This is a genomic window from Pseudomonas sp. GW821-FHT10B02, from assembly GCF_059415665.1.
The window spans coordinates 1-20988 of record NZ_JBWKNR010000021.1; the positions used below are offsets into that span (position 1 = coordinate 1).

General features: G+C 61.5%; 16 protein-coding genes. 3 read left to right on the plus strand and 13 right to left on the minus strand.

All coding sequences use genetic code 11. The features are described 5' to 3' along the window. Positions 1 to 138: 138 nt before the first annotated feature. Together AC07OF_RS24470 and potE are read right to left on the minus strand one after the other, a co-directional pair. Complete coding sequence (locus tag AC07OF_RS24470; protein ID WP_495073597.1) at positions 139 to 1032, minus strand: amino acid ABC transporter substrate-binding protein; 894 nt, start codon at positions 1030 to 1032, stop codon at positions 139 to 141. After that, complete coding sequence (gene potE / locus AC07OF_RS24475; protein WP_157192637.1) at positions 1022 to 2365, minus strand: putrescine-ornithine antiporter; 1344 nt, start codon at positions 2363 to 2365, stop codon at positions 1022 to 1024. Before potE ends, AC07OF_RS24470 begins: the two co-directional genes overlap by 11 nt. 201 nt (positions 2366 to 2566) lie before the next feature. Between potE and AC07OF_RS24480 the strand changes: the two genes are divergently transcribed. Further along, on the plus strand, positions 2567 to 2884 hold the full coding sequence (locus AC07OF_RS24480; protein ID WP_038610638.1) for a DUF2388 domain-containing protein: 318 nt from the start codon (positions 2567 to 2569) through the stop codon (positions 2882 to 2884). A gap of 89 nt (positions 2885 to 2973) precedes the next feature. Continuing rightward, positions 2974 to 3423 carry a YMGG-like glycine zipper-containing protein gene (locus AC07OF_RS24485; RefSeq protein WP_157192636.1) on the plus strand — a complete coding sequence of 150 codons (450 nt, stop codon included), beginning with the start codon at positions 2974 to 2976 and terminating at the stop codon, positions 3421 to 3423. Between the two features lie 37 nt (positions 3424 to 3460). Here AC07OF_RS24485 and AC07OF_RS24490 read toward each other — a convergent pair whose 3' ends face one another. The 7 genes from AC07OF_RS24490 to AC07OF_RS24520 form a co-directional block, all read right to left on the minus strand. After that, positions 3461 to 4057 (minus strand): cytochrome c3 family protein, encoded by a 597-nt coding sequence (locus AC07OF_RS24490; RefSeq protein WP_157192635.1) that lies wholly within the window; start codon positions 4055 to 4057, stop codon positions 3461 to 3463. 9 nt (positions 4058 to 4066) lie between these two features. Next, a complete protein-coding gene (locus AC07OF_RS24495; protein ID WP_157192634.1) occupies positions 4067 to 4552 on the minus strand; it encodes a nitrate reductase cytochrome c-type subunit in 486 nt (161 codons plus the stop codon). 11 nt (positions 4553 to 4563) lie between these two features. Further along, a complete protein-coding gene (napA, locus tag AC07OF_RS24500) occupies positions 4564 to 7068 on the minus strand; it encodes a nitrate reductase catalytic subunit NapA (RefSeq protein WP_157192633.1) in 2505 nt (834 codons plus the stop codon). Then, a complete protein-coding gene (locus AC07OF_RS24505; protein ID WP_157192632.1) occupies positions 7065 to 7325 on the minus strand; it encodes a chaperone NapD in 261 nt (86 codons plus the stop codon). The genes napA and AC07OF_RS24505 overlap by 4 nt, the downstream gene beginning before the upstream one ends. 33 nt (positions 7326 to 7358) lie before the next feature. After that, on the minus strand, positions 7359 to 7526 hold the full coding sequence (gene napE / locus AC07OF_RS24510; RefSeq protein WP_038610650.1) for a periplasmic nitrate reductase, NapE protein: 168 nt from the start codon (positions 7524 to 7526) through the stop codon (positions 7359 to 7361). Between the two features lie 179 nt (positions 7527 to 7705). Further along, positions 7706 to 8896 carry a glycosyltransferase family 4 protein gene (locus AC07OF_RS24515; protein WP_495073598.1) on the minus strand — a complete coding sequence of 397 codons (1191 nt, stop codon included), beginning with the start codon at positions 8894 to 8896 and terminating at the stop codon, positions 7706 to 7708. A 431-nt stretch (positions 8897 to 9327) separates the two neighbouring features. After that, entirely contained in the window at positions 9328 to 13410 is a 4083-nt protein-coding gene (locus tag AC07OF_RS24520; protein ID WP_495073599.1) for an autotransporter outer membrane beta-barrel domain-containing protein, read from the minus strand. Between the two features lie 151 nt (positions 13411 to 13561). Here AC07OF_RS24520 and AC07OF_RS24525 point away from each other — a divergent pair, with 151 nt between their 5' ends. Beyond that, on the plus strand, positions 13562 to 15244 hold the full coding sequence (locus AC07OF_RS24525) for a LuxR C-terminal-related transcriptional regulator (RefSeq protein WP_476447060.1): 1683 nt from the start codon (positions 13562 to 13564) through the stop codon (positions 15242 to 15244). An 18-nt stretch (positions 15245 to 15262) separates the two neighbouring features. Here the strand turns inward: AC07OF_RS24525 and AC07OF_RS24530 are convergent, their stop codons facing one another. Genes AC07OF_RS24530 through AC07OF_RS24545 form a run of 4 tightly spaced genes read right to left on the minus strand, consistent with a single transcriptional unit; the run spans position 15263 to position 20975 of the window. Then, positions 15263 to 17359 (minus strand): site-2 protease family protein, encoded by a 2097-nt coding sequence (locus AC07OF_RS24530; RefSeq protein WP_495073602.1) that lies wholly within the window; start codon positions 17357 to 17359, stop codon positions 15263 to 15265. Next, positions 17359 to 18699: an efflux RND transporter periplasmic adaptor subunit gene (locus AC07OF_RS24535; RefSeq protein WP_157192628.1), complete on the minus strand. Its 1341-nt coding sequence runs from the start codon at positions 18697 to 18699 to the stop codon at positions 17359 to 17361. Before AC07OF_RS24535 ends, AC07OF_RS24530 begins: the two co-directional genes overlap by 1 nt. Then, complete coding sequence (locus tag AC07OF_RS24540; protein ID WP_157192627.1) at positions 18692 to 19459, minus strand: efflux RND transporter periplasmic adaptor subunit; 768 nt, start codon at positions 19457 to 19459, stop codon at positions 18692 to 18694. The genes AC07OF_RS24535 and AC07OF_RS24540 overlap by 8 nt, the downstream gene beginning before the upstream one ends. Then, positions 19443 to 20975, minus strand: coding sequence for a TolC family protein (locus AC07OF_RS24545; protein WP_157192626.1), 1533 nt, complete (start codon positions 20973 to 20975; stop codon positions 19443 to 19445). Before AC07OF_RS24545 ends, AC07OF_RS24540 begins: the two co-directional genes overlap by 17 nt. Between the last annotated feature and the right edge of the window lie 13 nt (positions 20976 to 20988).

Consider the following 20988-nt stretch of genomic DNA (forward strand, 5'->3'; position numbering starts at 1 on the left):
GGCCCCTGGTGGGGCAAGCCCTTTGTGTTCCTTTGGGGCGTTTGCCAAAGGGACCCGCCGTAAGGGCGGAAAGGTGACTTAAAGCCACCATGGCAAATGGATAAGCTCACAAACCGCAAAGCCCCCCCCAAAAAAAACCTACAACGGCACAGCATACAACTTGAACAACCGCCTGGCCCCCTCACTCGCCCCGCCAAGATAAACCCCATAGGCCTGCTCAATCTCCCCGGACCGATACATCCCGCTGATCACCGAATCCACCAGCAAGCGAAAATCCTCATCCCCCCGGGGCAGCACCATCGACACTGGCGCATACTCATAAATCCGCTCGACCAGCATCAAAGCCCCAGCCTCAGCGTGCCGCGCCAACAGATTCTTCAACAGCATGCGTTCAGAAAAGAACGCATCAGCCTGCCCGTGGACAACCGCCGCGAACCCCGCATCATTGTTCTCAACCGCCACCACCGTCGCGATCACCCCAAGCATCTGTAGTTGCCGCCGAACCCACTGCTCAGTCACCCCACCGGCGACCACCGCAAAGGTCTGGTTGGCCAGCCCACGATTGACCGTCGCCCGCCAGGTCGGGCCATTATGAGCCTGCTTGCCATTGAGCACATTGAGCAACGCCCCCGGAGCGTCCCTGCGCACCACCGCCGTCACCCCGGCGGTATACACCGGCACGGAAAAACTCACCTGCTTGCGCCGCTCCAGAGTGGCCACCGTAGGCGTGCAGAGCAGGTTTACCCGCCCTGAACTGACTGCCGTAATCTCATCAGCCAGCGCCACCGGCTGAAACCGCACCTGCAGGTCGGGCAACGCCAAATCCGCTTTCACCTGTTCGGTAACCTTGCGGCAGAGGTCGATGGCGTAACCGCTGGCCTGTTCGCCGTCTTGCACACTGAAGGGCGCAAAGTCCGCCAGGTAACCGAGGGTCAAGGTATTGCTGGCCCGCACTTGCTCCAGCGTTGTGGCCTGAGCGAGGGCGGGAAGCAGGATCAGCAAGCTGGCAACTCGCCGCAGGCTAGCCTTCATAGCCAGCCCCCCGTTCACTCCTGGCCTGTTCGATGATGAAACGCTTGGCCAGGAAACCATAGAGCAGATAACCGAAAGCCAGCACCAGCGCGCCACCGAGTACTGCCTCCATGCCGCATGCATACAAGGCATACAGCGAGTAACCCACTGCCACCAGCAGCACCAGGGTATTGCGGCTGTACACCGCCGGGCCGACCCTGGCCTTGTGCATGATCGCCAGCAGCCCGGTCAGGGCTGTCACGTAGGGGATCAGGTTGGTCACCGCAGCCAGGCTCACCAGCTTGCTGAACTGGGCACTGGCATTGGGCGAGATGGTCGACAGCGCCATCGCCGTTTGCAGCACACCGCAAACCAGCATGCCGAGAATCGGCGCGTTCAGCGCACTGACTTTGGAAAACAGCTGCGGGAACAGGCCTTGGTCGGCAGTCATTTTCGCCGTTTGCGCCAGGGTGAATTGCCAACCCAGGAGCGAGCCGACACACGCCATCACCGCCAGCACCATGATGATCGTGCCGATCAGCGGGTTGAACATCTTCGCATAGACCAAAGCGAACGGCGCCGAGGCATTGGCCAGCTCCAGGTTGGGCACGATACCCTGGATCACTGTGGTCGACAGCACATAGACCACTGCCGCGCCGAGGGTGCCGAACAGGCAGGCAAGGGGCACGTTGCGCTTGGGGTTTTCCACTGCGTCGAAGGCTTGTGCCGCCGACTCCATGCCCAGAAAGGCCCAGAGGGTCAGGGGGATGGTCTTGCCGATGGCTTCCCCGATCGGCAGCCCGTTCGGATTCCACGCCTGGGAGAACACCGCGGGATCAAACCAGAACCAGCCGATCACGCTTAATCCGGCTACCGGAATGATCACCCCCCAGACCGTGATCGCACCGATCCTGCCGGTAATCGCCGGCCCGCCGAAGTTGGCCACGATGGTCAACCAGATCAGCCCGATGGTACCGACGCACAGCGCCATCGCGCTGCTGCCCAGCCAGGGCATGAAGGCGGTCATGTAGCCCACGGCAGAAATGGCCACGGCCACATTGGCGATCGCCAGCGAGAGAAAATACAGATAGGAGCAGAGAAAGAACCCCGATTTGGCATGGGCCTCCTCGGTATAGGCCGACAGGCCTCCGGAGCGCGAACAGTACACCCCGCACTGGGTGAAGCTGTAAGCGATTGCCATCGAGCCAATGGCGGTCACTACCCAGGACAGCAACGATACCGCCCCCAGTTGCGCCATGCTGGTCGGCAACATGATGATGCCGGACCCCATCATGTTGACCGTCACCAGGGTGGTCAGCCCGATGAGCGTCATTTTCTTGCCTGAGCCCGCCATACCCGCCCCCGATGTTGTGATCCATGGCTTATTGGGTATAGGTCATTTGTGCGCCGACCGGAGGGCTGGCAGGGCCGTGCAATGGCTTTTTTGCGTTTAACCTGGATGGCACGACCATTGCGCGGTTGCAGCTGCAGGGAACTTGGGCGTTGCCGCGAGCATCCTAGTTCACGTAGGTACTCGATTTCCGGAGGCACTACCATGCGTCGTTTACTGATCGCTTCTTCGCTTGTTCTCTGTTTGCCCATGGGCGCTGCGCTGGCTGATGTGGACGCCAGTGATGTGGCCACTTCGGCGGGGGTTTCCGCTTCGCTGTACTCCACCTTCAAGGACGACAAACGCATCATCCCGGCCCGCGACGATGCCTCCTCGTTCATTGCCAGTGGCGGCGCTATTCGTGGTGTTTACCTGGAGTCGATGATGCGGCGTATTCGCCAGGACAATCCCGACTTGCAGGCCAGCGACGAAGACATCGCTCGGGCGATCCTGATTGAGGATGACCCCGGCAGTGCACGCTGATCCTGATCAGGGACAAGGCCGGCTCCCGGGATGTAAACTGAAATCGTCTGCTTCATCTCCAGAGGCAGGTTCAGGTTGCGGAGTTCATCATGTGCAGATTTTCGCCACTCGGCCTTTGCCTGGCCGTGTCATTGCTCAGCGTGCCGGTACTGGCCGAAACCGTGGTACCGCTCAAGGGCCAAAGCTCGCAGCAGGTCCAGCTGGATATCAACGACTGTCACAATGTCGCCAATAGCGCCTCGACCGCGCCGCCTGTAACGGGTGGCCGGGTCAGAGGCGCGGCGGTCGGCGCCGCGGCCGGTGCGGTAGGGGCTCAGGTGCGTGGTAATCAACACGACGAAGTCTATGACCGTGTCGACGACGATGTGAAGCAGGAGTATCGGCAGAATCGCGCCAAGGAAACCGCAGCCGCCGGTGCCGTGGTCGGCGGCTCGCGCCAGCGCCAGGAGCGGCGCGAGCAGCGACGGACCAGTGAGTCGACCAATGCCTCGGCTTACACCAGTTGCTTGCAAGGCAGGGGCTATCAGGTTTCACCCTGAAAGCACAGCTTATTCCCCCCGGTGGGAGCGGGGTGCACTACCAGCCCTTCACGCCATGCATATCCGGCAACCTGTGAGCGATGCCTTTGTGACAGTCGATACAGGTAGCCTCGCCTTTGGCCAGCGAGGTGGAGTGCATGGCCGCAGCGCGCTTGCTCTGGCGGGTGAAGTCCATGAACTCGAAGTTGTGACAGTTACGGCATTCGCGTGAATCGTTGGCCTTGAGCCTGGCCCATTCATGTTCGGCCAGCTCCCGGCGCAGGGCCACGAACTTGTCGCGGGTGTCGATGGTGCCGAAGATCTTGCCCCAGACCTCCTTGGAGGCCTGCATCTTGCGCGCGATCTTGTGCGTCCATTCGTGCGGCACGTGACAATCCGGGCAACTGGCGCGCACGCCGGAGCGGTTGGTGTAGTGGATGGTTTCCTTGAGCTCGACGAAGACGTTGTCGCGCATTTCATGGCATGACACGCAGAACTTTTCGGTATTGGTCATTTCCAGTGCGGTGTTGAAGCCGCCCCAGAAAATGATCCCGGCAATAAACCCGCCAAGAGTCAAAAAGCCCAGGCTGAAATAGACGCTCGGCCGACAGAGGATGCCCCAGTACTCCTTAAGCAGGGCGAACAGTGCTTTCATGGCGCCTCCTCAGGGTTTTTTCTCGGCGTTGGCGTCGTCTTGCAGGATTTTGTCGATGGTTTCGAAGCTGTTGCCCACCAGCGGCTGCACCTCTTTCTGCGGCACATGGCACTGGTTGCAGAAGTAGCGGCGCGGCGATACCGCCGCCAGGGCCTGGCCGTCGCGGTCCATGTAATGGGTGATGCTGATCATCGTCGCCTGGCTGCGGGCGCTGTTGGCGCGGCTGTGGCATGACAGGCACTTGTTGCCGTTCTTGTCGATCTGATAGCCGCGAATGCTGTGGGGAATGGTCGGCGGCTGGTCAGGGTAGTTGCGCTCGCGCTTGAGGTCCTTGTTTTCATCGTTGGCAATCGGTGGTGCCGGCATGCTTTGGGTCAGGGTACCGCCGGGGCGACGACCGTCCGGGCCGGGGGCATCGAGCGGATAGTCGATTTCGGCAGCGATCACCACGCCAATCGCAGCGAGCAGGCACAACGGCAGGATTCGAAAGGTCATGACGGTGCTCCTCAGGCGACGCTGATCAACTCGATGCGTATGGCGCATTTTTTGTAGTCGGTCTGCTTGGAGATCGGGTCGGTGGCATCGAGCGTGACCTTGTTGATCAGCTTGTTGGCATCGAAAAACGGCACGAACACCAGGCCTTGCGGCGGTTTGTTGCGCCCGCGGGTTTCGATGCGTGCGCGGATTTCGCCACGCCGGCTGATCAGCTTCACTTCGCTGCCGCGCCGCGCATTCAGGGCTTTGGCGTCGTCGGGGTGCATGTAGACCAAGGCATCGGGCACCGCCTTGTACAGCTCTTCGACCCGTTGGGTCATGGTTCCGGTGTGCCAGTGCTCAAGCACCCGGCCGGTGCTCAGCCAGAACGGGTAGTCGGCATCCGGGGCTTCGGCCGGCGGCTCATAGGGCAGGGCAAAGATGATCGCCTTTTTGTCCGGGTAGCCATAGAACTGCACGCCACTGCCGGCCTCGACGTACGGGTCAGTGCCCTCGCGATAACGCCAGCGAGTCTCCTTGCCGTCGACCACCGGCCAGCGCAGTCCGCGTTCACTGTGGTAGCGATCAAACGGGGCGAGGTCGTGGCCATGGCCACGGCCAAACTGGGCGTACTCCTCGAACAGGCCTTTTTGCAGGTAGAAGCCAAACGCCTTGGCCTCATCGTTCTTGTACCCGGCTTCCAGTTGCTCGACCGGAAACTGATCGACCTGACCGTTCTTGAACAGTACCTCGAACAAGGTTTTGCCCTTGTATTCAGGCGCCTTGGCCAACAGCTCTGCAGGCCAGGTTTCATCGGTGGTGAAACGCTTGGAAAACTCCACCAGTTGCCACAAGTCAGACTTGGCATCACCGGGCGCCGTGACCAACTGGTGCCAGAACTGGGTACGACGTTCAGCGTTGCCAAAGGCGCCTTCCTTTTCCACCCACATCGCGCTGGGCAGGATCAGGTCGGCGGCCTGGGCCGAGACGGTGGGGTACACATCCGAGACGATCACGAAGTTCTCGGGTTTACGCCAGCCGGGCAGCACCTCCTGCATGATGTTGGGCCCGGCATGCATGTTGTTGCTGGCCTGGGTCCAGTACACGTTGAGTACGCCATCCTTGAGCATGCGGCTTTGTTGAACGGCATGAAAACCGACCTTTTCCTCGATGGTCCCGGCCGGCAGCTTCCAGATTTTTTCCGCAGTGGCACGGTGTTTGGGATTGGTCACCACCAGGTCGGCGGGCAAGCGGTGCGAGAAGGTCCCGACTTCACGGGCGGTGCCGCAGGCGGAAGGCTGGCCGGTGAGGGAGAAGGGGCTGTTGCCCGGTTCGCTGATCTTGCCGGTAAGCAGGTGAATGTTGTAGATCAGGTTGTTGGCCCAGACGCCACGGGTATGTTGGTTGAAACCCATGGTCCAGAACGATACGACCTTGCGTTTCGGGTCGGCATAGAGTTCGGCCAGGGCCTTGAGGCGTTCCGCTGGCACGCCTGACTCCTTGGCGGTGCGCTCCAGGGTATAGGGGCGGACGAAGGCGGCGAACTGTTCGAAGTTGATGTCGCTCCAGGTGTTGGCCTTGTCGGCGTTCTTGGCCTTGGTCTCCAGCGGATTGTCCGGGCGCAGGCCGTAGCCGATGTCGTCGGCGCCCTGGGCGAAGCGGGTGTGCTTGCTGATGAAGTCCTTGTTGACCGCGCCGCTTTCAATGATGTGATTGGCGATGTAGTTGAGGATCAACAGATCGGTCTGTGGCTTGAACACCATGGGAATGTCGGCCAGTTCGAAGCTGCGGTGCTCGAAGGTAGACAGCACTGCGACCTTGACCTGTGGCTGGCTCAGGCGCCGGTCGGTGACCCGGCTCCAGAGAATCGGGTGCATCTCGGCCATGTTCGAGCCCCAGAGCACGAAGGCATCGGTGGCCTCGATATCGTCATAGCAGCCCATCGGCTCATCCATGCCGAAGGTGCGCATGAAGCCCATCACCGCCGAGGCCATGCAATGGCGGGCGTTCGGGTCGATGTTGTTGCTGCGAAAGCCGGCCTTCATCAGTTTGTTGGCGGCGTAACCTTCCCACACCGTCCATTGCCCTGAACCAAACATGCCGACCGAGCCTGGACCTTTGTTCTTCAAGGCTTCCTTGAACTTCGCTTCCATGATGTCGAAGGCTTTCTCCCAGCTGACCGGCTGGAACTCGCCCTGCTTGTCGTACTGGCCGTTCTTCATGCGCAGCAGTGGTTGGGTCAGGCGGTCGTTGCCATACATGATCTTCGACAGGAAGTAGCCCTTGACGCAGTTCAAGCCGCGATTGACCTCGGCCTTGACGTCGCCATGGGTGGCTACCACGCGGTTATCGCGGGTGGCGACCATCACACTGCAACCGGTGCCGCAGAAGCGGCAGGGTGCCTTGTTCCAGTCCAGGGTGACCATGTCCGCTTCGGTAATCAGGTTACTGGCAGTGGTATAGATCGGCAGGCCGGCCGCTGCCGCAGCAATGGCGGCGGCCTGGGCTTTGGCGAATTCACGGCGGGTCATGCTCATTCGATCTCTCCTGCTGGGTCGAGGAGTTCGTGATAGATCAACGCCGCATTGAGTACGCCCGGCAAATTGTTGATCTGGTCGATGCGCTGCAAAATCTGGTTTTCATCTACCGCCTCAAGCACCACCACCAACTTTCCGGCGTTACTTTCCTGATGCAACTCCAGGCCATCGAGCAGGCGCAAGTTGGCTTTGACTGCATCAAACAGTTCCGGGCGGGCAAGTACTACAAGGCTGGCAATATGTCGGGCTTCGTCCATGCACTGGCTCCAATAGATAGCGTTGGCGGTCTATCAGTTGGGCGGCCCGGGCGGGCCGTAGAGCATTTGTAAAAACCAGATGATGAAGCCGTAGCCACCGACGATCGCCACCGATAGCAGGGGGAACAGGCAAGCGACAAGGAAGATGAACAGCAGGGCTTCCTTGCGCCGGACAGGTTTTTGTTCTTCAGCCGATGGCATTGGATGCTCTCCAAGCAGACTTGGGTTGAGCGTAGATCACCGCGGTGAAGTGGCTAAATCATTGCAGCTGAATTAGACCGGCGGCATTACTGTTGCAGGCCAAGGGTTTCGACAGTTTGGCGAACGCTCCAGTAATGCTATTAAGAATAATTATTGTTTATTGGCTGGCCCGCGCTGCATTACTTCAGACTGCTCTTCAGGAATTGTTCTCGGTCTTGATGCATCTGCAAGTGGGTCTTGCCAGCGGCATACTCCAGGCCGGCGAGGCCCATTTTCAGCGCAAGCTCGGGATGCCGCGCGGCATGAAGAATAGCCTCTGCCAGGCTGGATGAATTCCCCGTTTCGAAGATAAGCGCGGTGTCCTTGTCGGTAATATCCAGGATGCCGTAAGTGTCTGAGGCGATAACCGGGGTGCCTTGGCTGAACGCGTCGAAAATGATCCTCGGTTGCTCCTGCTTTAGCGTGGGAACCAGCACCCAGTCGTGGTGTGAGACGACCGTGAAGAATTCTTCTCCGTAATTGACGTTGTCTTGATACTTCACGGTGACGCCACCATGGCGTTCGCTTGCAAAGCGCCGGCAGTTTTCTTCCAGATCGCCCGAACCCATGATGGTGATGTTTATATTCACGTCGTGGGGCTTCAATTGTTCGATGGCGGCGAGCACAACAAGCACCCCTTTGTCGGCGACGAGACGGGAGGGGAAGAGTATGTTCAGTTTGCCATCGGCTTTGTCATTGAATCTGCGCTTGACCGCTTCCGGATTCGAAAAATTGCTCTTATCCACCCAGGTTGCAGGGTTGATAAGTGTCCGGCGTTTCTCGTTGCCGAGAAAGTAATCCCGGTAAAATGACTGGGTGAATATTCTCGAATTTGCCGCCCTCAAACAACATCTCAACAGGGTTTTGTGGGCGTAATGTTCAATTGTTTTTCGAGGGGTTTTAGCCTCGCCCTGACCCAGCATCCAGAACGACGACTCAATGACGATAATCCATTGAAAGGGCATGAACGGCTTGAGTAGTAACAAATAAAAAGACAAGGGGAACGCCCAGCCGGCACCATCGGAGTGAACGATTTTTGCTTGCTTGCAGGCCTTGATGACAGTGACAAAGTTTGGCAGGAAATTTTTTAGTACCGATAGAATGCCACGGTCATTTTTCAGCTCGAAAAGCCACTTTATGTCCAGTTCGCTAATGTCTTGCAGGCCCTCAAGGCTTCTGCTTTTGACAACCGGGCAGCAGATGCCGAAGTTTTGTATGTAGTTCAAGTGCAGTTTCAGGTCTTTAGCCCACAGAGGGTCGGTAAATATTCTTCCTTGGCTGTCTTTCTTTATCACTATCCTGGTGAACAGGATGTAGGGCTTTTTGATCATATTCCCCTCACATGGAGCTGCTGACTGCTGCAAGTGATCTTCCCTACGGTATCAACCACTTCATGTGATGAACAGGCTGTCAACGAGGACAGCAAAGATGCCATAAACACTGATTTACCTGAGTTTCGCGTCGACGAGCCAATCGTTTGTTTACCCATAAACCTGAAAGCCTGCGCCACCTGTTTGGCCAAATGTGTTCATCCCGACAGTGAATGCAGTCCAGTGTCGTGTGCGGGCCAGCACAATGATGTCCAATTGTCATCGTGACAAACGAAAGGATAGCCATGCCCTACAAAATCGGGAGGGGTCGTCAGCTTTTTTTTAAACGGTACTGCCAGGCTCCCGGTGGGAGCGAGGCTTGCCCCGCGATGCGATATATCTGACAGTTCGCAATCGCGGGGCAAGCCCGCTCCCACCGGGAGCCTGTGAGGCTAGAACTTGACCTTGACTCCAATCATCCCTTCGTAGCCGTGGCTATCGTTGTCCAGCCCTTTCTCGTAGCCGGCAGAGACGTGGATCGTAGTCTTCTCGCTGGCTTGGTAGTCCACACCAAGGTTTACCTCAGTCCAAGTGCCGCCCAGATCAGTAGTGAAGGGGATAAAGCCGTCATTGGACGAGAACTCGGTTTTCGGTGAGCTTTTGAACTCGTGCCAGATGCTTGGGCGTACCCAGATGTTGGTGCGGTGCAGTTTGCCTTTGTCGTCCTCACGGAACATGTCTTTGTCGATGCGTACCCCCAGACGGCCTGTCAGCGAATCAACGTCTTCGAAGCGCACCTCGGAGGCGGCGTCGTGGCTGTCATTGATCTTGATCTTGCTGACAATCACCTGGGCTTGCGGCTCGATTTTCAGCGATTCGTCCTTGTTCAGTTTGAACGGATAACCGGCTTCCAGCGACGCGGTGATGCCTTTGCCCTTGGTTTTGAAGCGCGGCAGGTCTTGTGGGTTGGCCTGGATATCGAAGTGGTTGAATTGCAGCACACCGTCCAGGTACCAGCCTGCCGGGCCAAAGTGCGTCCAGTAGCCACCCAGGCCAACGGCGCGCACCTTGGCATCGCCAGCGGCACTGCCATCGGTGTGGTCGATGTCACCGGCGATCTTGCCGGCGGACAGCGAGATCCCGGCCTGATCGGTACTGCCATCGGTGTCTTCACCGTGGTACAGGTCGATACCGACCTGGAACGCTTGCTGGCTGTAGTCATAGCGGCTGCCGTTGTTCAGGTCCTGATCGCCCTGGCCATAGATCAGGCGGCCCCAGCCCAGCGATGGGCCATAGTCGCTTTGCGCTTCGGCCGGGAGCGGGTCGACCGAATTACGGACTTCTTCGCCCATGCGTTCGTGCAGGGTGTCGACCAGCATGCGGCTGTAGCGCAGGGTCATGCCGGGGATGGCGCTGTACAGCGAGGTTTCCGGGCGGTAGTTGGGCACCTGAGGTGAAGGTTGAGTCGGATTGACGACGGGCTTCGGTGCTGGATCGACGGGGGCAGGGTCAACTGGAGTCGGATCAACCGGAGTCGGGTCAACCGGAGTCGGATCAACCGGGGTAGGGTCAACAGGTGTCGGATCGACCGGGGTGGCATCTTTGGTCGAACGCAGGTACCAGGCCTGGGCATTGCTGTCGTCCAGGCTGGCGCGGTGCAGGGTGTACTCGTACGGGCCAGCCTTGACCCGGCTGAGCAGTCTGAACGCTTGCTCCTGGGTGGTGCCACCGTTGATCGCATCGACGACCTGGATACCGTTGCCTTGAGTCAACGCGCCGGGGCCTCCGGCGTTCTTGATCTGCAGGTTGCTGCTGCCGCTTGCCTGGCCGCCATCGATGACCAGTTTGTCGGAGGGCGATTGATCGTCATACAGGTAGGTATTGAGGGCGATGGTGCCGTTGTTGCCCTGGTATTGATTGGCCGTGAGGGTCTTGTAGCTGCCGCCGGAGGGCGCGCTGAAGTCGATCAGGCTGTTGTCGTTGCTCAGGCTGCTGAGGTTCGAGTCGCCGGTGAGTTTCCACAGGCTGGTGTCACTCATGCTCAGGTTCGAGGTGCTGCCCGATGCGGTGGTGGCGGCACCGTTGACCTGGGAGCTTGCCAGGTTGATGGTGGCCAGGCCCGCCTGGTTTGCATTGGCATCGACGTGCAGCCATTGGCCGCTGCCGCCTGCGATCACGTCCTCGAAGTTGATGTCACCGATGCCGTCCACGGCGACGGTCGCGCCGTTCTGGTTATGCAGCACCGTGCTGCTCAGGTCGGCCTGGCTTGCTCCAGCGCTGCTGCCTTGCAGGTACAGGGCGGCGGCATTGCTGCCAGCGGCGCTTACCGTCGACTGCTCGGCGCTGAGCTGGCCGCCGTCCTTGACCAGCATGCCATGGGCGTCGGCGCCCTGGGTGATGACGCTGGCCTGTTTGAGGATTGCCGAGCTTGGGGCGCTGCTGACCAGTACGCCATGGGCACCCATGCCGCTGGTGCTGGCAACGCTGTTGTCGGCTTGTAGCTGGCCGCCGCGCTCAGCCTGCAAGGCGGCCGAGTTGTCGCCGTGGGTGCGGATGCTGGAGTCCTTGAGCTCCAGGGTGGCGCTCAGGCCGTCCTTGAAGTTGCGGCTCACCCGGGCACCACTGGCGTTGGCACCGAGGGTTTCGATCGTCACGCTATTGGCTTCAAGCGAGACGTTGCCGGGTTTTGGGCCGCCGATGCCGGCGTACAGGCCAATCGAACGATCGCCTTCAGTCTTCACCGAAACGCCGTTGAGTTGCATGCTGCCGCCATCATCCACGGCGGCACCGTAGGCCTGCTGGCCCTTGGTCAGAAGATGAGTGCCGTTGGCGATCAGCAGGGCGCCTTCATTGCGCGAGGCCAGGGCATGCGGGAAGGTCAGGTTGGACTGCACGGGAGAGCCGTCGCCGGAGGTGGTCACGGTGCCACCATTGAGGATCACGGTGGCGTTCTGGTTGGCGACCACGCCCATGGCATTGTCGTTGCCGGAGGTATAGACGTTGACGTTGTCGGCGGTGATCGTTGCGTTCCCGGCACTGATCCCGGTCGAGTAGTTGCCTTCGGTGCTGACACTGCCGTTGCTGATCTTGATGTCTGCACCAGCGCCTGCGCTGATGCCATAACTGGTTCTCTGCGAGGTGCGGACCTGGCTGTCACTGAGCACCAGGGTCGAGCCTGCGCCTTCGACCAGCACGCCGGGTGACCAAGGGCCAATGGCGTTGAGGCTATCGACGGCAATCTTGCTTTGACTCACCTGAGCCTGAGCGCCGCCGGTGATGTTCAGGCCGATCGAGCGGGCGCCGAGTACCGAGATATCGCTGTCGGACACCAGGGCCGTGCTGCCGGCGCCTTCGACCGACACGCCGTGGCCATAGGTGCCCTGGGCGGCCAGGACGCTATTGTCGATCACCAGGCTGCCGCCGGCCATGGCCCTGGCGGCTGCGCTAGGGTTGGCGACAGCGCCGCTGCCAGTGACGCTGACGTGGCTGTCCTTGAGCGAGATGCTGCTGGCTTCGGCGCGCGCACCGCCCATGTAGCCACCGCTGGCGTTCACCTCCAGGCCGCTGCCGGTGATCTTCGAGCCACCCAGGGCGTGCAGCACGGCGGTGGTCGAGGTGCTGCCCGCGGCGCTGGTGGAGTTGAAGGTACTGTCGCTCAGAATGATTTCGCTACCACCCTCGGCGCGCGCACCGCTGGAAGCCGCGCCACTGGTGTTGACGGTGACGTCACTGGCGCTGATCTGGCTGCCTGCTTCGGCTTTCAAACCATGACTGATGTTGGTGCCGCTACCTGCGCCGCTGGTGGTGACCGTGGTGCCTTTGCTCAGCGCGATGCTTGCGCCGTCCTTGGCCAGCACGCCTACCGAGCCTTTGGCCAGGGTGCTGATGGCGCCACCGCTGAAATCGATGGCACTGCCAGTGCCGCTGGCCAGCAGGGCGACGTTGTTGCTGCCAGTGGCGCTACCCATGCTGACCTGGCTGTTGGCGAGGCTGATCACACCGCCGTTTTGCGCGGTGACACCGGTCATGTTGCTGGCGGTGAAGGGCACCCCCAGGGTGGTCTGTGGGAGCATCTCGATACTTACACCGCTGCCGCTGATCTTGCCGCCGTCTTCAGCCAGCAGGCCTTTCTGGCCATTGGCGGTAGCACCGGTGACGGCGCCGTTGACGACACTGCCTTGCTCGAAGCTGATCTGCACGCCAGCAGCGGCTTTCACCCCGATCGCGTTACCGGCCTTCAGTATGACGATGGAGCTGTCTGCGGCACCGCTGCTGATGCCGATGCCATTGGCCACGGTGACAGTGATAGGTGCAGGTACACCGAGCAAGCCCATCAGGGCGACGCGGCCGATGCTCAAGCCGGCGTTGGATGGTTGTGGTTCTTCGCGAAGTTCGGTCGCTATCACCGCGTCTTCTGCTTGCGCATCCTCGATGGGCAGGTAGCACAGACTGCCGAGGATCAGGCTGATGGCCAGGGCCAGACGGTTGTGTGCCAGGTGGTCCAGAGGCAGTGCACTTTCGCTGATGTGTTTCATGGCAACCTCCAAAAATGTATGGAGGAAGTTTCTGCCTAGGCAGCTATTTGCTCTGTAGGAGTGGCCTTAGCCGTTTGTAGGAGCTTCACTGAAGGCCACGCTGGTCTAGGCTTGTTGATCAGGCCGGCGTTGGCCTGCAAGGAGGCGCCCAATGAGTCGGGTGATGATCGTCGAGCCACTACCGTTGTTGCGTCTGGCCATCGGCCAGGTGCTGCAGCGCCTGGGGCATCAGGTGGTGGCCGATGTCGGTAACGGCCAGGATGCGCTGCTGCACGCGCGTACTGATGCCCCCCAGCTAATCGTGCTTGAACTGGCGATCAGCGGTCTCGGCGGCCTTGATCTGATCCGCCGCCTGAAACTGCGCGACCCGGCGTTGCAACTGTTGGTGTACACCGGGCAGAGCAGTAGTCATTTCGCCCGCCTGTGTGTGCAGGCCGGGGCGGACGGGTTTGTCAGCAAGCACGATGAACCGCTCGAGCTGGAACGGGCATTGAGCGCCGTGGTGCACGGGCGCCGCTATTTCCCCCGGGATGCGCTGAATACGCCGGCCCCGGTGGGTGGCAAAGAGCTGGACACGTTATCGGCGCGGGAACTGACGGTGCTGGAGCTGATCAGCGAAGGGCGCTCCAATCAGGCCATCGCCGAGCAGCTGTCGATCAGTTACAAGACGGTCAGCACCTACAAAACCCGATTGCAGGAAAAGCTCCAGGTCGATTCGCGCCTGGCGTTGGCGACCATCGCGCAACGCAATGGTATCGGCCAGTCGGGCGTGCTGACGCCGGCCGAACCTGAGCTGCAAGTCGAAATGCTGCATGAGCCGGCGCAACAAACGCTGTTGCGGGCCATGCTTGACGCCTCACCCAACCCGATGTTCGTGCGCGACCGGGAGGGTCACTTGTTGATGTGCAATCAGCCGTTTCTGGCGCAGCACCACACTTCCCGGGAGCGGGTGCTGGGTGGGCGGCTGACGGACGCCTTCTGGTTCACGCCCGAACAAGGCCGTACCCACCAGGCCCGGTATGAAGCGTTCATCGAAAAAGGTGAACCGTTCAGTTCGCAGAGAACCTTCGAGTTCCTTGGCGAGCCGCATTTTCTGCAGTACTGGGCCGAACCCTGGCGTGATGCCAGTGGCAACGTTGTGGGTATGGTGGGCAGCTTTGAAGACCTGACGGACCGGCAGATTCTGCTCGGTCAATTACGCGATGCTCACGAACAAGCCCGGGCCAGGTACCGGGAAGTCACCGGTTTTGCCCGGGTGGTCCATGAGGATCTGAACGAACCGCTGCAGCGCCTGCAATCCGGTCTTGGCGGCGCGCAATTGCCGCTTTCCGGCCAGGTCGCCTTGCAGCGCTTGAGCCTGCGTCTGCACCAACTGGAGCAGTTGGTCACTCTGGATCAGTTGCGCCCACCGCTGGTGCCGGTCCAGCTGGACATCGTTCAGTGGCTGGAAGCGCGACTTACGGCTTTCAACGCGCAGCTGCCTGCCGGTGGGGCAATCTCGACGCTGGCCCTGGAAGGAGTGACGACCAGGCAGTTGTGGATCGATGGCGAGCGTCTTGGCATGTTGTTCGACAGCTTGATCCGGCACCTGAGTGAGGAAGCCGTGCAAGCCCCCCTGCGCATCAGCCTGGCCACGCGGATGCAGGTCACTGGCGTGGTCACCCTGAACCTTGCGGTAACGCTCTTTCAGCCCCTTGCCCACCGCCAAGGCATTGCCTTGCAACTGTGCCGAAACCTGACCCAGTCGATGGATGGCAGCTTTCGCGACGTCCATGAGAACGGCGAAACGGCGTTTCTGATCGAACTTGAATGCCCCGCAGCACTGCCAGCCTGAGTGCTGCGGGCAGTTCCTTCAGAATCCGCTCTCGCGCAGCAGCACCGCCGCTACATGCACCAGTCCCTCGCCCAGCCAGCTGCGGCGCTCGCCGGCAATCTGCAACCTGCCGCGGGTTTCGCGCAGGGCAGGCGGGGCGCCGTCGAGCTGAATCAGCACATGGAACAAGGGCGGGGTGGGCAGTAACTCCTTGCCACGGCTGGCAACCGTCAACGGCCCGCCATAGCGTGAAGCGAGCATGGCGTGGTGCAACTGGCTCACGCGGGTGCTGCCGATGGCCAGCACGGTGCCGTTGATCGGGGTAGGCTGCCCTTCGGGGTAGAAACGCACGGCGCCGCCCTGTACCAGGTGTTGCACTTCATCCTGGTCAACGTAGGCATCCACCTGCCAGCGGCTGGGATCAATCAGAATGCCGATCGGTTCACGGCTGTGAATCCACTGGCCGGCTTGGCGGTTGCGGTCCAGATCCAGCCATTGCCCGGCGAAAGGTGCTTGCAAGGTCAAGCGCTTGATCTCCGAACGCGCCGCACGGGCTTCTTCGAATTGCACATCGAGGCGCTGGCGTGTGGCGATGGCCTGGTCGGCCCCTGACGGGTCGGCAATCAAGCCACCGAGCCGGGCCTGGTAACTCCTGGCGCTGGCTTCGCTGCTGGACAGCCGTGAGGCAATATCCGGCTCATCGAGCGTGACCAGGGTAGCCCCGGCCGCCACCGGGCCTGCCGGATGCAGGGCCTGCAAGCGTGCCGGGTAGGGGGCGAAGACGCGCAACTGGTGTTCGGCGCGGGCCACGCCCAATGCCTGGACCTGGGTGCGCCAGGGCACTGCCAGTAACAGCAACAGCAGTGCTGCGACTGCCCACCAGGTGCGTCGATGGCGGGTGTTGATGCCTTCACGATGGCTCCACCAGTACTTCAGCTCGCGCCAGACTGGCATGACAATGAACCAGGCCACCTCGACGGCAAACAGCAGGATCCCCAGCAGCTTGAAGAACAGCAGGTACACCGCCACGGCAATGCCCAGAAACAGCACCAGGCGATAGACCCAGGTGACCATGGCGAAGGCCACCAGTGCCCGTCGTTTGCCGGGGCTGAAGGCTTCCGGCCAGTCCTCGTCAAGGCCCAGCAGCACCCGGCGCAGGGTCACCCGGGCCAGCGCCGACGAGCGTTCGTGCAGATTGGGGAAGTCGAGCAGGTCGGAGAGGATGAAGTAACCGTCGAAGCGCATGAAGGGGCTGGCATTGAGTGCCAGTGACAGTACCCAGCTGGTGGTGGCCAGGTAGAGCAGGGCGTTGCGCAGCGGACCGGGGTCGGACAGCGCCCAGCCCAGTGTGGCCAGGCCGGCCAGGGCCAGTTCGGTGATGATGCCCGCCGAGGCGATTGCCAGGCGCTGCCTGGCACTGCGCAGCTTCCAGCTCTCGCCGGTGTCGGTATAGAGCATCGGCCACATCACCACGAAGGCGATGCCCATATGGCCTACGCGTAGCCCCAGGCGTGTCGCCACCAACGCATGCCCCAGTTCATGCAGGGTCTTTGCCAGCGCCAGGGCGATGGCAAAGCTGACCAGGCCGGAGGCTGAGAAAGACTCCACTACCGCGGTGGTGAAGGTATCCCACTGTTGCAGCACCAGCAGTACGCCGGTGATTCCCAGCAGCAGCACCAGTACACCCGTCAGGGGCTGGAACAGCCAGTCGAGCTTGTGCGCCAGCCACCGTAGATGCTGTTGCGGACGCAGCAGCGGCACACGGAAAAACAGGTAGTGGTGCAACCACCAGCGCCAGCTCAACCAGGCATTGTCCTGGCTGCGTGCCGCCAGACGGGCAAGGGCCTCGCGGCCGGGACGCAGCAGTTGGTGGTTTTCCAGAAACTGGCGAAATTCGACGATTTGCTCGACGTCCGGGCGCAGCGGCGTTTCTGCGTGAATCGCCCGACAGATGTCTTCAGGGCTGTGCTCCCAGCGCAGCAGGCACTCGAACTCCAGCCAGCCAATGCGGTAGAAGCGGTTGACGACGGTGTCCTGGATTACCCAGGCCGGTTCGCCGTTGCTGTCCGGCGCGCTCTCCAGCAGGCGCAGGTCTTCGCGCAGCGGTGGTGGCGGCAGCTCGGCCGCGTTGGCGATCACAAGCCGCTCCATGCCCGCAGCGCGGCGAAGGGCCGGCGCAGCAGGTAATACCCCAACACCACACGTTCACCGTACAGGCGCGCAGTACCGTGCAGGCCCAGCCGCGCGTGTTCGGGCTGGCCGTCAATGCTGGCGAGCAAACGGTAGGCCACCACACCTTCTTCATTGGCCTGTGCCTGGTAGCTGGTTTCCAGCACTTTGCCCTTGAGCGGGGTCAAGGGGTAGGCGGTGAGGAACAGGGTGACCTCGGCGCCCGGCTCCAGGGCGATGGCATCGGCCACCGGCAACTGGATGAGCATGGCCGGCTGTTTCGGCTCGGCAATCAACAGAATGCGTTCGCCGGTGGACACCGGTTTGCCCAGCCAGTCGTTGGGGTCGCTGTACACCGCCACACCTGCCCGCGGCGCACGTACCTGAGTGCGCTGCAATTGCGCTTTGACCGCTGCCAGTTCCGCGCGGCGTTGCTGCACCCGGCCATGCAACAGGGTCAGTTCGCTTTTGCTCTGGGGGTTGTCGAAGGCCCGCTGGCTGGCCGCCATCAGTTCGGCGTCGGCGACCGCCACTTCCTTGCCCAGCACCTCGGCGCGGCTGTTGAGGGTGGTCTCGTCCAGGCTGAACAGCGGTGTGTCTTTTTCTACCGGCTGATTGGGCCGTACCTGCATGCTTTGAATCACCCCATCAATGGGCGAGCTGATGATCATCGCTTCGCGCGAGACGATCTCGGCCGGCGCCAGAGCGGTTTGCCGGACCGGCACCAGCAACAAGGCCACTGCCACCGCCAGGGCCAGCAGCAACTGGCGCTTGCCGGGCCGCCAGCGCAGCAGCCGACGTTGCCTGGCAAAGCTTGCCCAGCAGTGCGCCCAGGTGCGCCACAGCCCTTCGAACAAAGGTTGCAGGGCCGGCGCCGGTGCCGCGTCGAGCAGAAACAGCACCAGGCCCAGGCGCTGACCGTCGCGGTCATGCAGCGGGATGCACCACAAGCCCTTGGGCCACCATTCGGCCCAGCCTTCGGCGATGTCCGCCGGCGGGGTGAGCGCATCGCGGCCCAGCCAACGCGGTTGATCGTCATCGAGCTGCGTTGCAATCCAGCGCACGGCGCGCTGCAACCAGACCAGATAAGGCGAGTCTTCGCTGGGGCGGGCCAGCCCCGAGACGCATAACAGCTCCAGGCTTTGCCCCTGTTGCTGGAACACCAGGGCCTGGTGGTACTGCAACAGCGGGTAAGGATCATTGGCGATGGAGAAACCCAGCGCATTCAGTGAGTCGGCGGCCAGGGCGCGGTCGCGCAGGGCTGCGATGGCCAACAGCAGCTGCGGGTGCGGTAACGGCTCAGTCATGGGCGCGCGGGAAACGGGCAGTGCCGCTCATGCCGGCGATCAGCTCTGGATGGGCGGCGTCCAGCCGGGCCTCCAGCTCCACGGTCTGGGCCACGGCGTCGACCCGGGCGTTGATGGCGCTGACATGGGCCGGGTAGGCCTTGCCGGTTTCGAGGATGTCGACCTCCAGCGCCTGGTTGTCCTTGAGCCTGGGCAACAGGTTTGAAGGTACGTTCAAGCGAACCTTCAGGGCGCCATCACTGACCAGGTCGAACAGCGGCGTGCCAGCCGCCACGGTCTGGAACGGCTTGGCATGCACCTTGGCCACACGCCCGGCAAAGGGCGCCTGCACCACACAGTAACCGCTCTGTGCCTGGGCCAGCGCGCGGGCGCCGTCGGCTTTTTGCAGTTCGGTGTTGGCCATGGCCACCTCCAGATCACCGACGGCGTCCAGTTTGCGCAAATTACGCTTGGCGTCGAGGTTCTGTCGGGCCATGGTCAGCTCGGCGGCGGCGACCCGCGAACGGGCCTGGGCCTCGGCACAGTCGAAGCGGGCCAGCACGGCATCTTTGGCCACTGTCTGGCCAAGGCTGGCCTTGAACTCGCCGAGGGTGCCGCTCATCTGGCTGGAGAGGGTGGTTTCCAGCCCGGCGACCAGCAGCACACGGATCGTGCCGGGATCATCGGCGTCATGGGCTGGCGCGGTGTCTTCGGCCAGGGCCGGGGTAAGGACCAGGGACAGGATCACTGCGAGCAAACGGCGCTCAGGGCTGTATGGCATTCTGCGTTCCTTGCGTGCTGACGAGTAGGTTGGCGTGTTCCTGTTCATCCAGGGTCCGCTGGATCTCCCGGGCCAGGGTCTGGATATCGTGTTGCTCGATCTGTTGTGGCAGCGTGTCCAGGCCTACCGAGTTGTACAGCCGGCCCCAGGCTGCCTGGGCGCTGGAGTAGGCAGCCTCGCGCTGGTAGCGCGAAAGCAGGTAGCGGCCTTCGGCGCGGATCACCTCAAGCTCCGAGCCGTAGGAGGTGGTACGCGCTGCTTGAGCGTAGCTCAACAGACTCTGGTCGACCTGCAGGCTCTGGTCGGCAAACTCGACTTCCTGGCGTGCCAGCTGGTAGCGCAAGGTGCCGACCCGCACTTGGGTAAGAATCGCCATGGACAGTGCCACCCGGCGCATGTCGTCGGTCTTGGTCTGCGATTCGGCGGCGCTGTTGAGCGAGGGCAACTGCAGCAGGCGCAGCAGGTTCATCGACACTTGCAGGCCGGTTTCAGACCAGCCGCTGTTGTAGAGGAACTTGTTGGAGTCGTACTTGTAGCCGTAATCCAGGCTGACGTTAGGCCATAACTGCGCCTTGGCGATCTTCAAGTCATTCTCGTTGACCCGTTTGCGATACCACTCTTCCATGATTTCCGGGCGGTTTTTCAGCGACATCAGCTCAAGTTTGTCGATGTCCTGAGACACCTGTGGCAGCGTCGGTTCGACCTCGTCGGCCAGCACCAGACGCGAACCCGGCGGCAGCGACATCAGCGCCGACAGTTCGGCGCGGGCAAACTCCAGGTCCTGGCGGCGCACGGTCAGCAGGTAAATCGAGTCGAGCAGGGCGCGCTGGTAGGCCAGGATCTCCTGACGTGGCAACAGCCCTTTGCTCTCAGCCTGACGCGCCGAGAGCAAGGCCTGGTGGGTGCGCACCAGCAGGTGATCGACCTGCGGCATCAGGCGCTGGGCGCTGAGGGCGCGCCAGTAGGCGTTACGCACGTCCTGCAGAACGTTCTGCGCGACTTTGCGCCGACGCTCCTCGGCCATGAGGATCTGGTCGCTTTTCTGCTGGGTGCGGTAATAAGCCACGCCAAAATCCAGCAGGCTCCAGCTCAGACCCAGCCCATAGAGTTCGCGATAGCGTTCTTCGGAGGTGGATGCGCGCAAGCTTTCCTGGCGGTCCTCGATACCGATGGAGGTACCCCCGGAGTCATTGTTACGCCCGGCGTAACCCGCTGAGGCCACCAGCCGCGGCAGCATCTCGTGGCTGGAGACATCACGCAGGTCGCTGGCCAGCGCGCTTTCCATCAGTTTGAGGCGGTAGTCCAGGTTGTATTTCAGGGCCCGCGCGGCCGCCTCGTAGAAGGTGATGGGTTTGGTGACCGGCTCTTGATTGGCATACATCTGCGCCTGGTCGCGGATGATCCGCTGTCGGGTTTCATCCTCACTGTACTCATGCGGTTTGGTCGCAGAACATGCGGCCAACAAGAAGGTGGAGGCGATGGCCGTACTGAACAACGTTTGCGGCAGTCTTGGCATAGTCAGTCCTTGG

Excerpts from the sequence above, each read along its gene's own strand:
- potE (WP_157192637.1), bottom strand. The coding sequence starts at position 2,365 with ATGGCGGGCTCAGGCAAGAAAATGACGCTCATCGGGCTGACCACCCTG.
- AC07OF_RS24485 (WP_157192636.1), top strand. The coding sequence starts at position 2,974 with ATGTGCAGATTTTCGCCACTCGGCCTTTGCCTGGCCGTGTCATTGCTC.
- AC07OF_RS24545 (WP_157192626.1), bottom strand. The coding sequence starts at position 20,975 with ATGCCAAGACTGCCGCAAACGTTGTTCAGTACGGCCATCGCCTCCACC.
- AC07OF_RS24540 (WP_157192627.1), bottom strand. The coding sequence starts at position 19,459 with ATGCCATACAGCCCTGAGCGCCGTTTGCTCGCAGTGATCCTGTCCCTG.
- napA (WP_157192633.1), bottom strand. The coding sequence starts at position 7,068 with ATGAGCATGACCCGCCGTGAATTCGCCAAAGCCCAGGCCGCCGCCATT.
- AC07OF_RS24495 (WP_157192634.1), bottom strand. The coding sequence starts at position 4,552 with ATGACCTTTCGAATCCTGCCGTTGTGCCTGCTCGCTGCGATTGGCGTG.
- AC07OF_RS24480 (WP_038610638.1), top strand. The coding sequence starts at position 2,567 with ATGCGTCGTTTACTGATCGCTTCTTCGCTTGTTCTCTGTTTGCCCATG.
- AC07OF_RS24525 (WP_476447060.1), top strand. The coding sequence starts at position 13,562 with ATGAGTCGGGTGATGATCGTCGAGCCACTACCGTTGTTGCGTCTGGCC.
- napE (WP_038610650.1), bottom strand. The coding sequence starts at position 7,526 with ATGCCATCGGCTGAAGAACAAAAACCTGTCCGGCGCAAGGAAGCCCTG.
- AC07OF_RS24535 (WP_157192628.1), bottom strand. The coding sequence starts at position 18,699 with ATGACTGAGCCGTTACCGCACCCGCAGCTGCTGTTGGCCATCGCAGCC.
- AC07OF_RS24515 (WP_495073598.1), bottom strand. The coding sequence starts at position 8,896 with ATGATCAAAAAGCCCTACATCCTGTTCACCAGGATAGTGATAAAGAAA.
- AC07OF_RS24505 (WP_157192632.1), bottom strand. The coding sequence starts at position 7,325 with ATGGACGAAGCCCGACATATTGCCAGCCTTGTAGTACTTGCCCGCCCG.
- AC07OF_RS24490 (WP_157192635.1), bottom strand. The coding sequence starts at position 4,057 with ATGAAAGCACTGTTCGCCCTGCTTAAGGAGTACTGGGGCATCCTCTGT.
- AC07OF_RS24470 (WP_495073597.1), bottom strand. The coding sequence starts at position 1,032 with ATGAAGGCTAGCCTGCGGCGAGTTGCCAGCTTGCTGATCCTGCTTCCC.
- AC07OF_RS24520 (WP_495073599.1), bottom strand. The coding sequence starts at position 13,410 with ATGAAACACATCAGCGAAAGTGCACTGCCTCTGGACCACCTGGCACAC.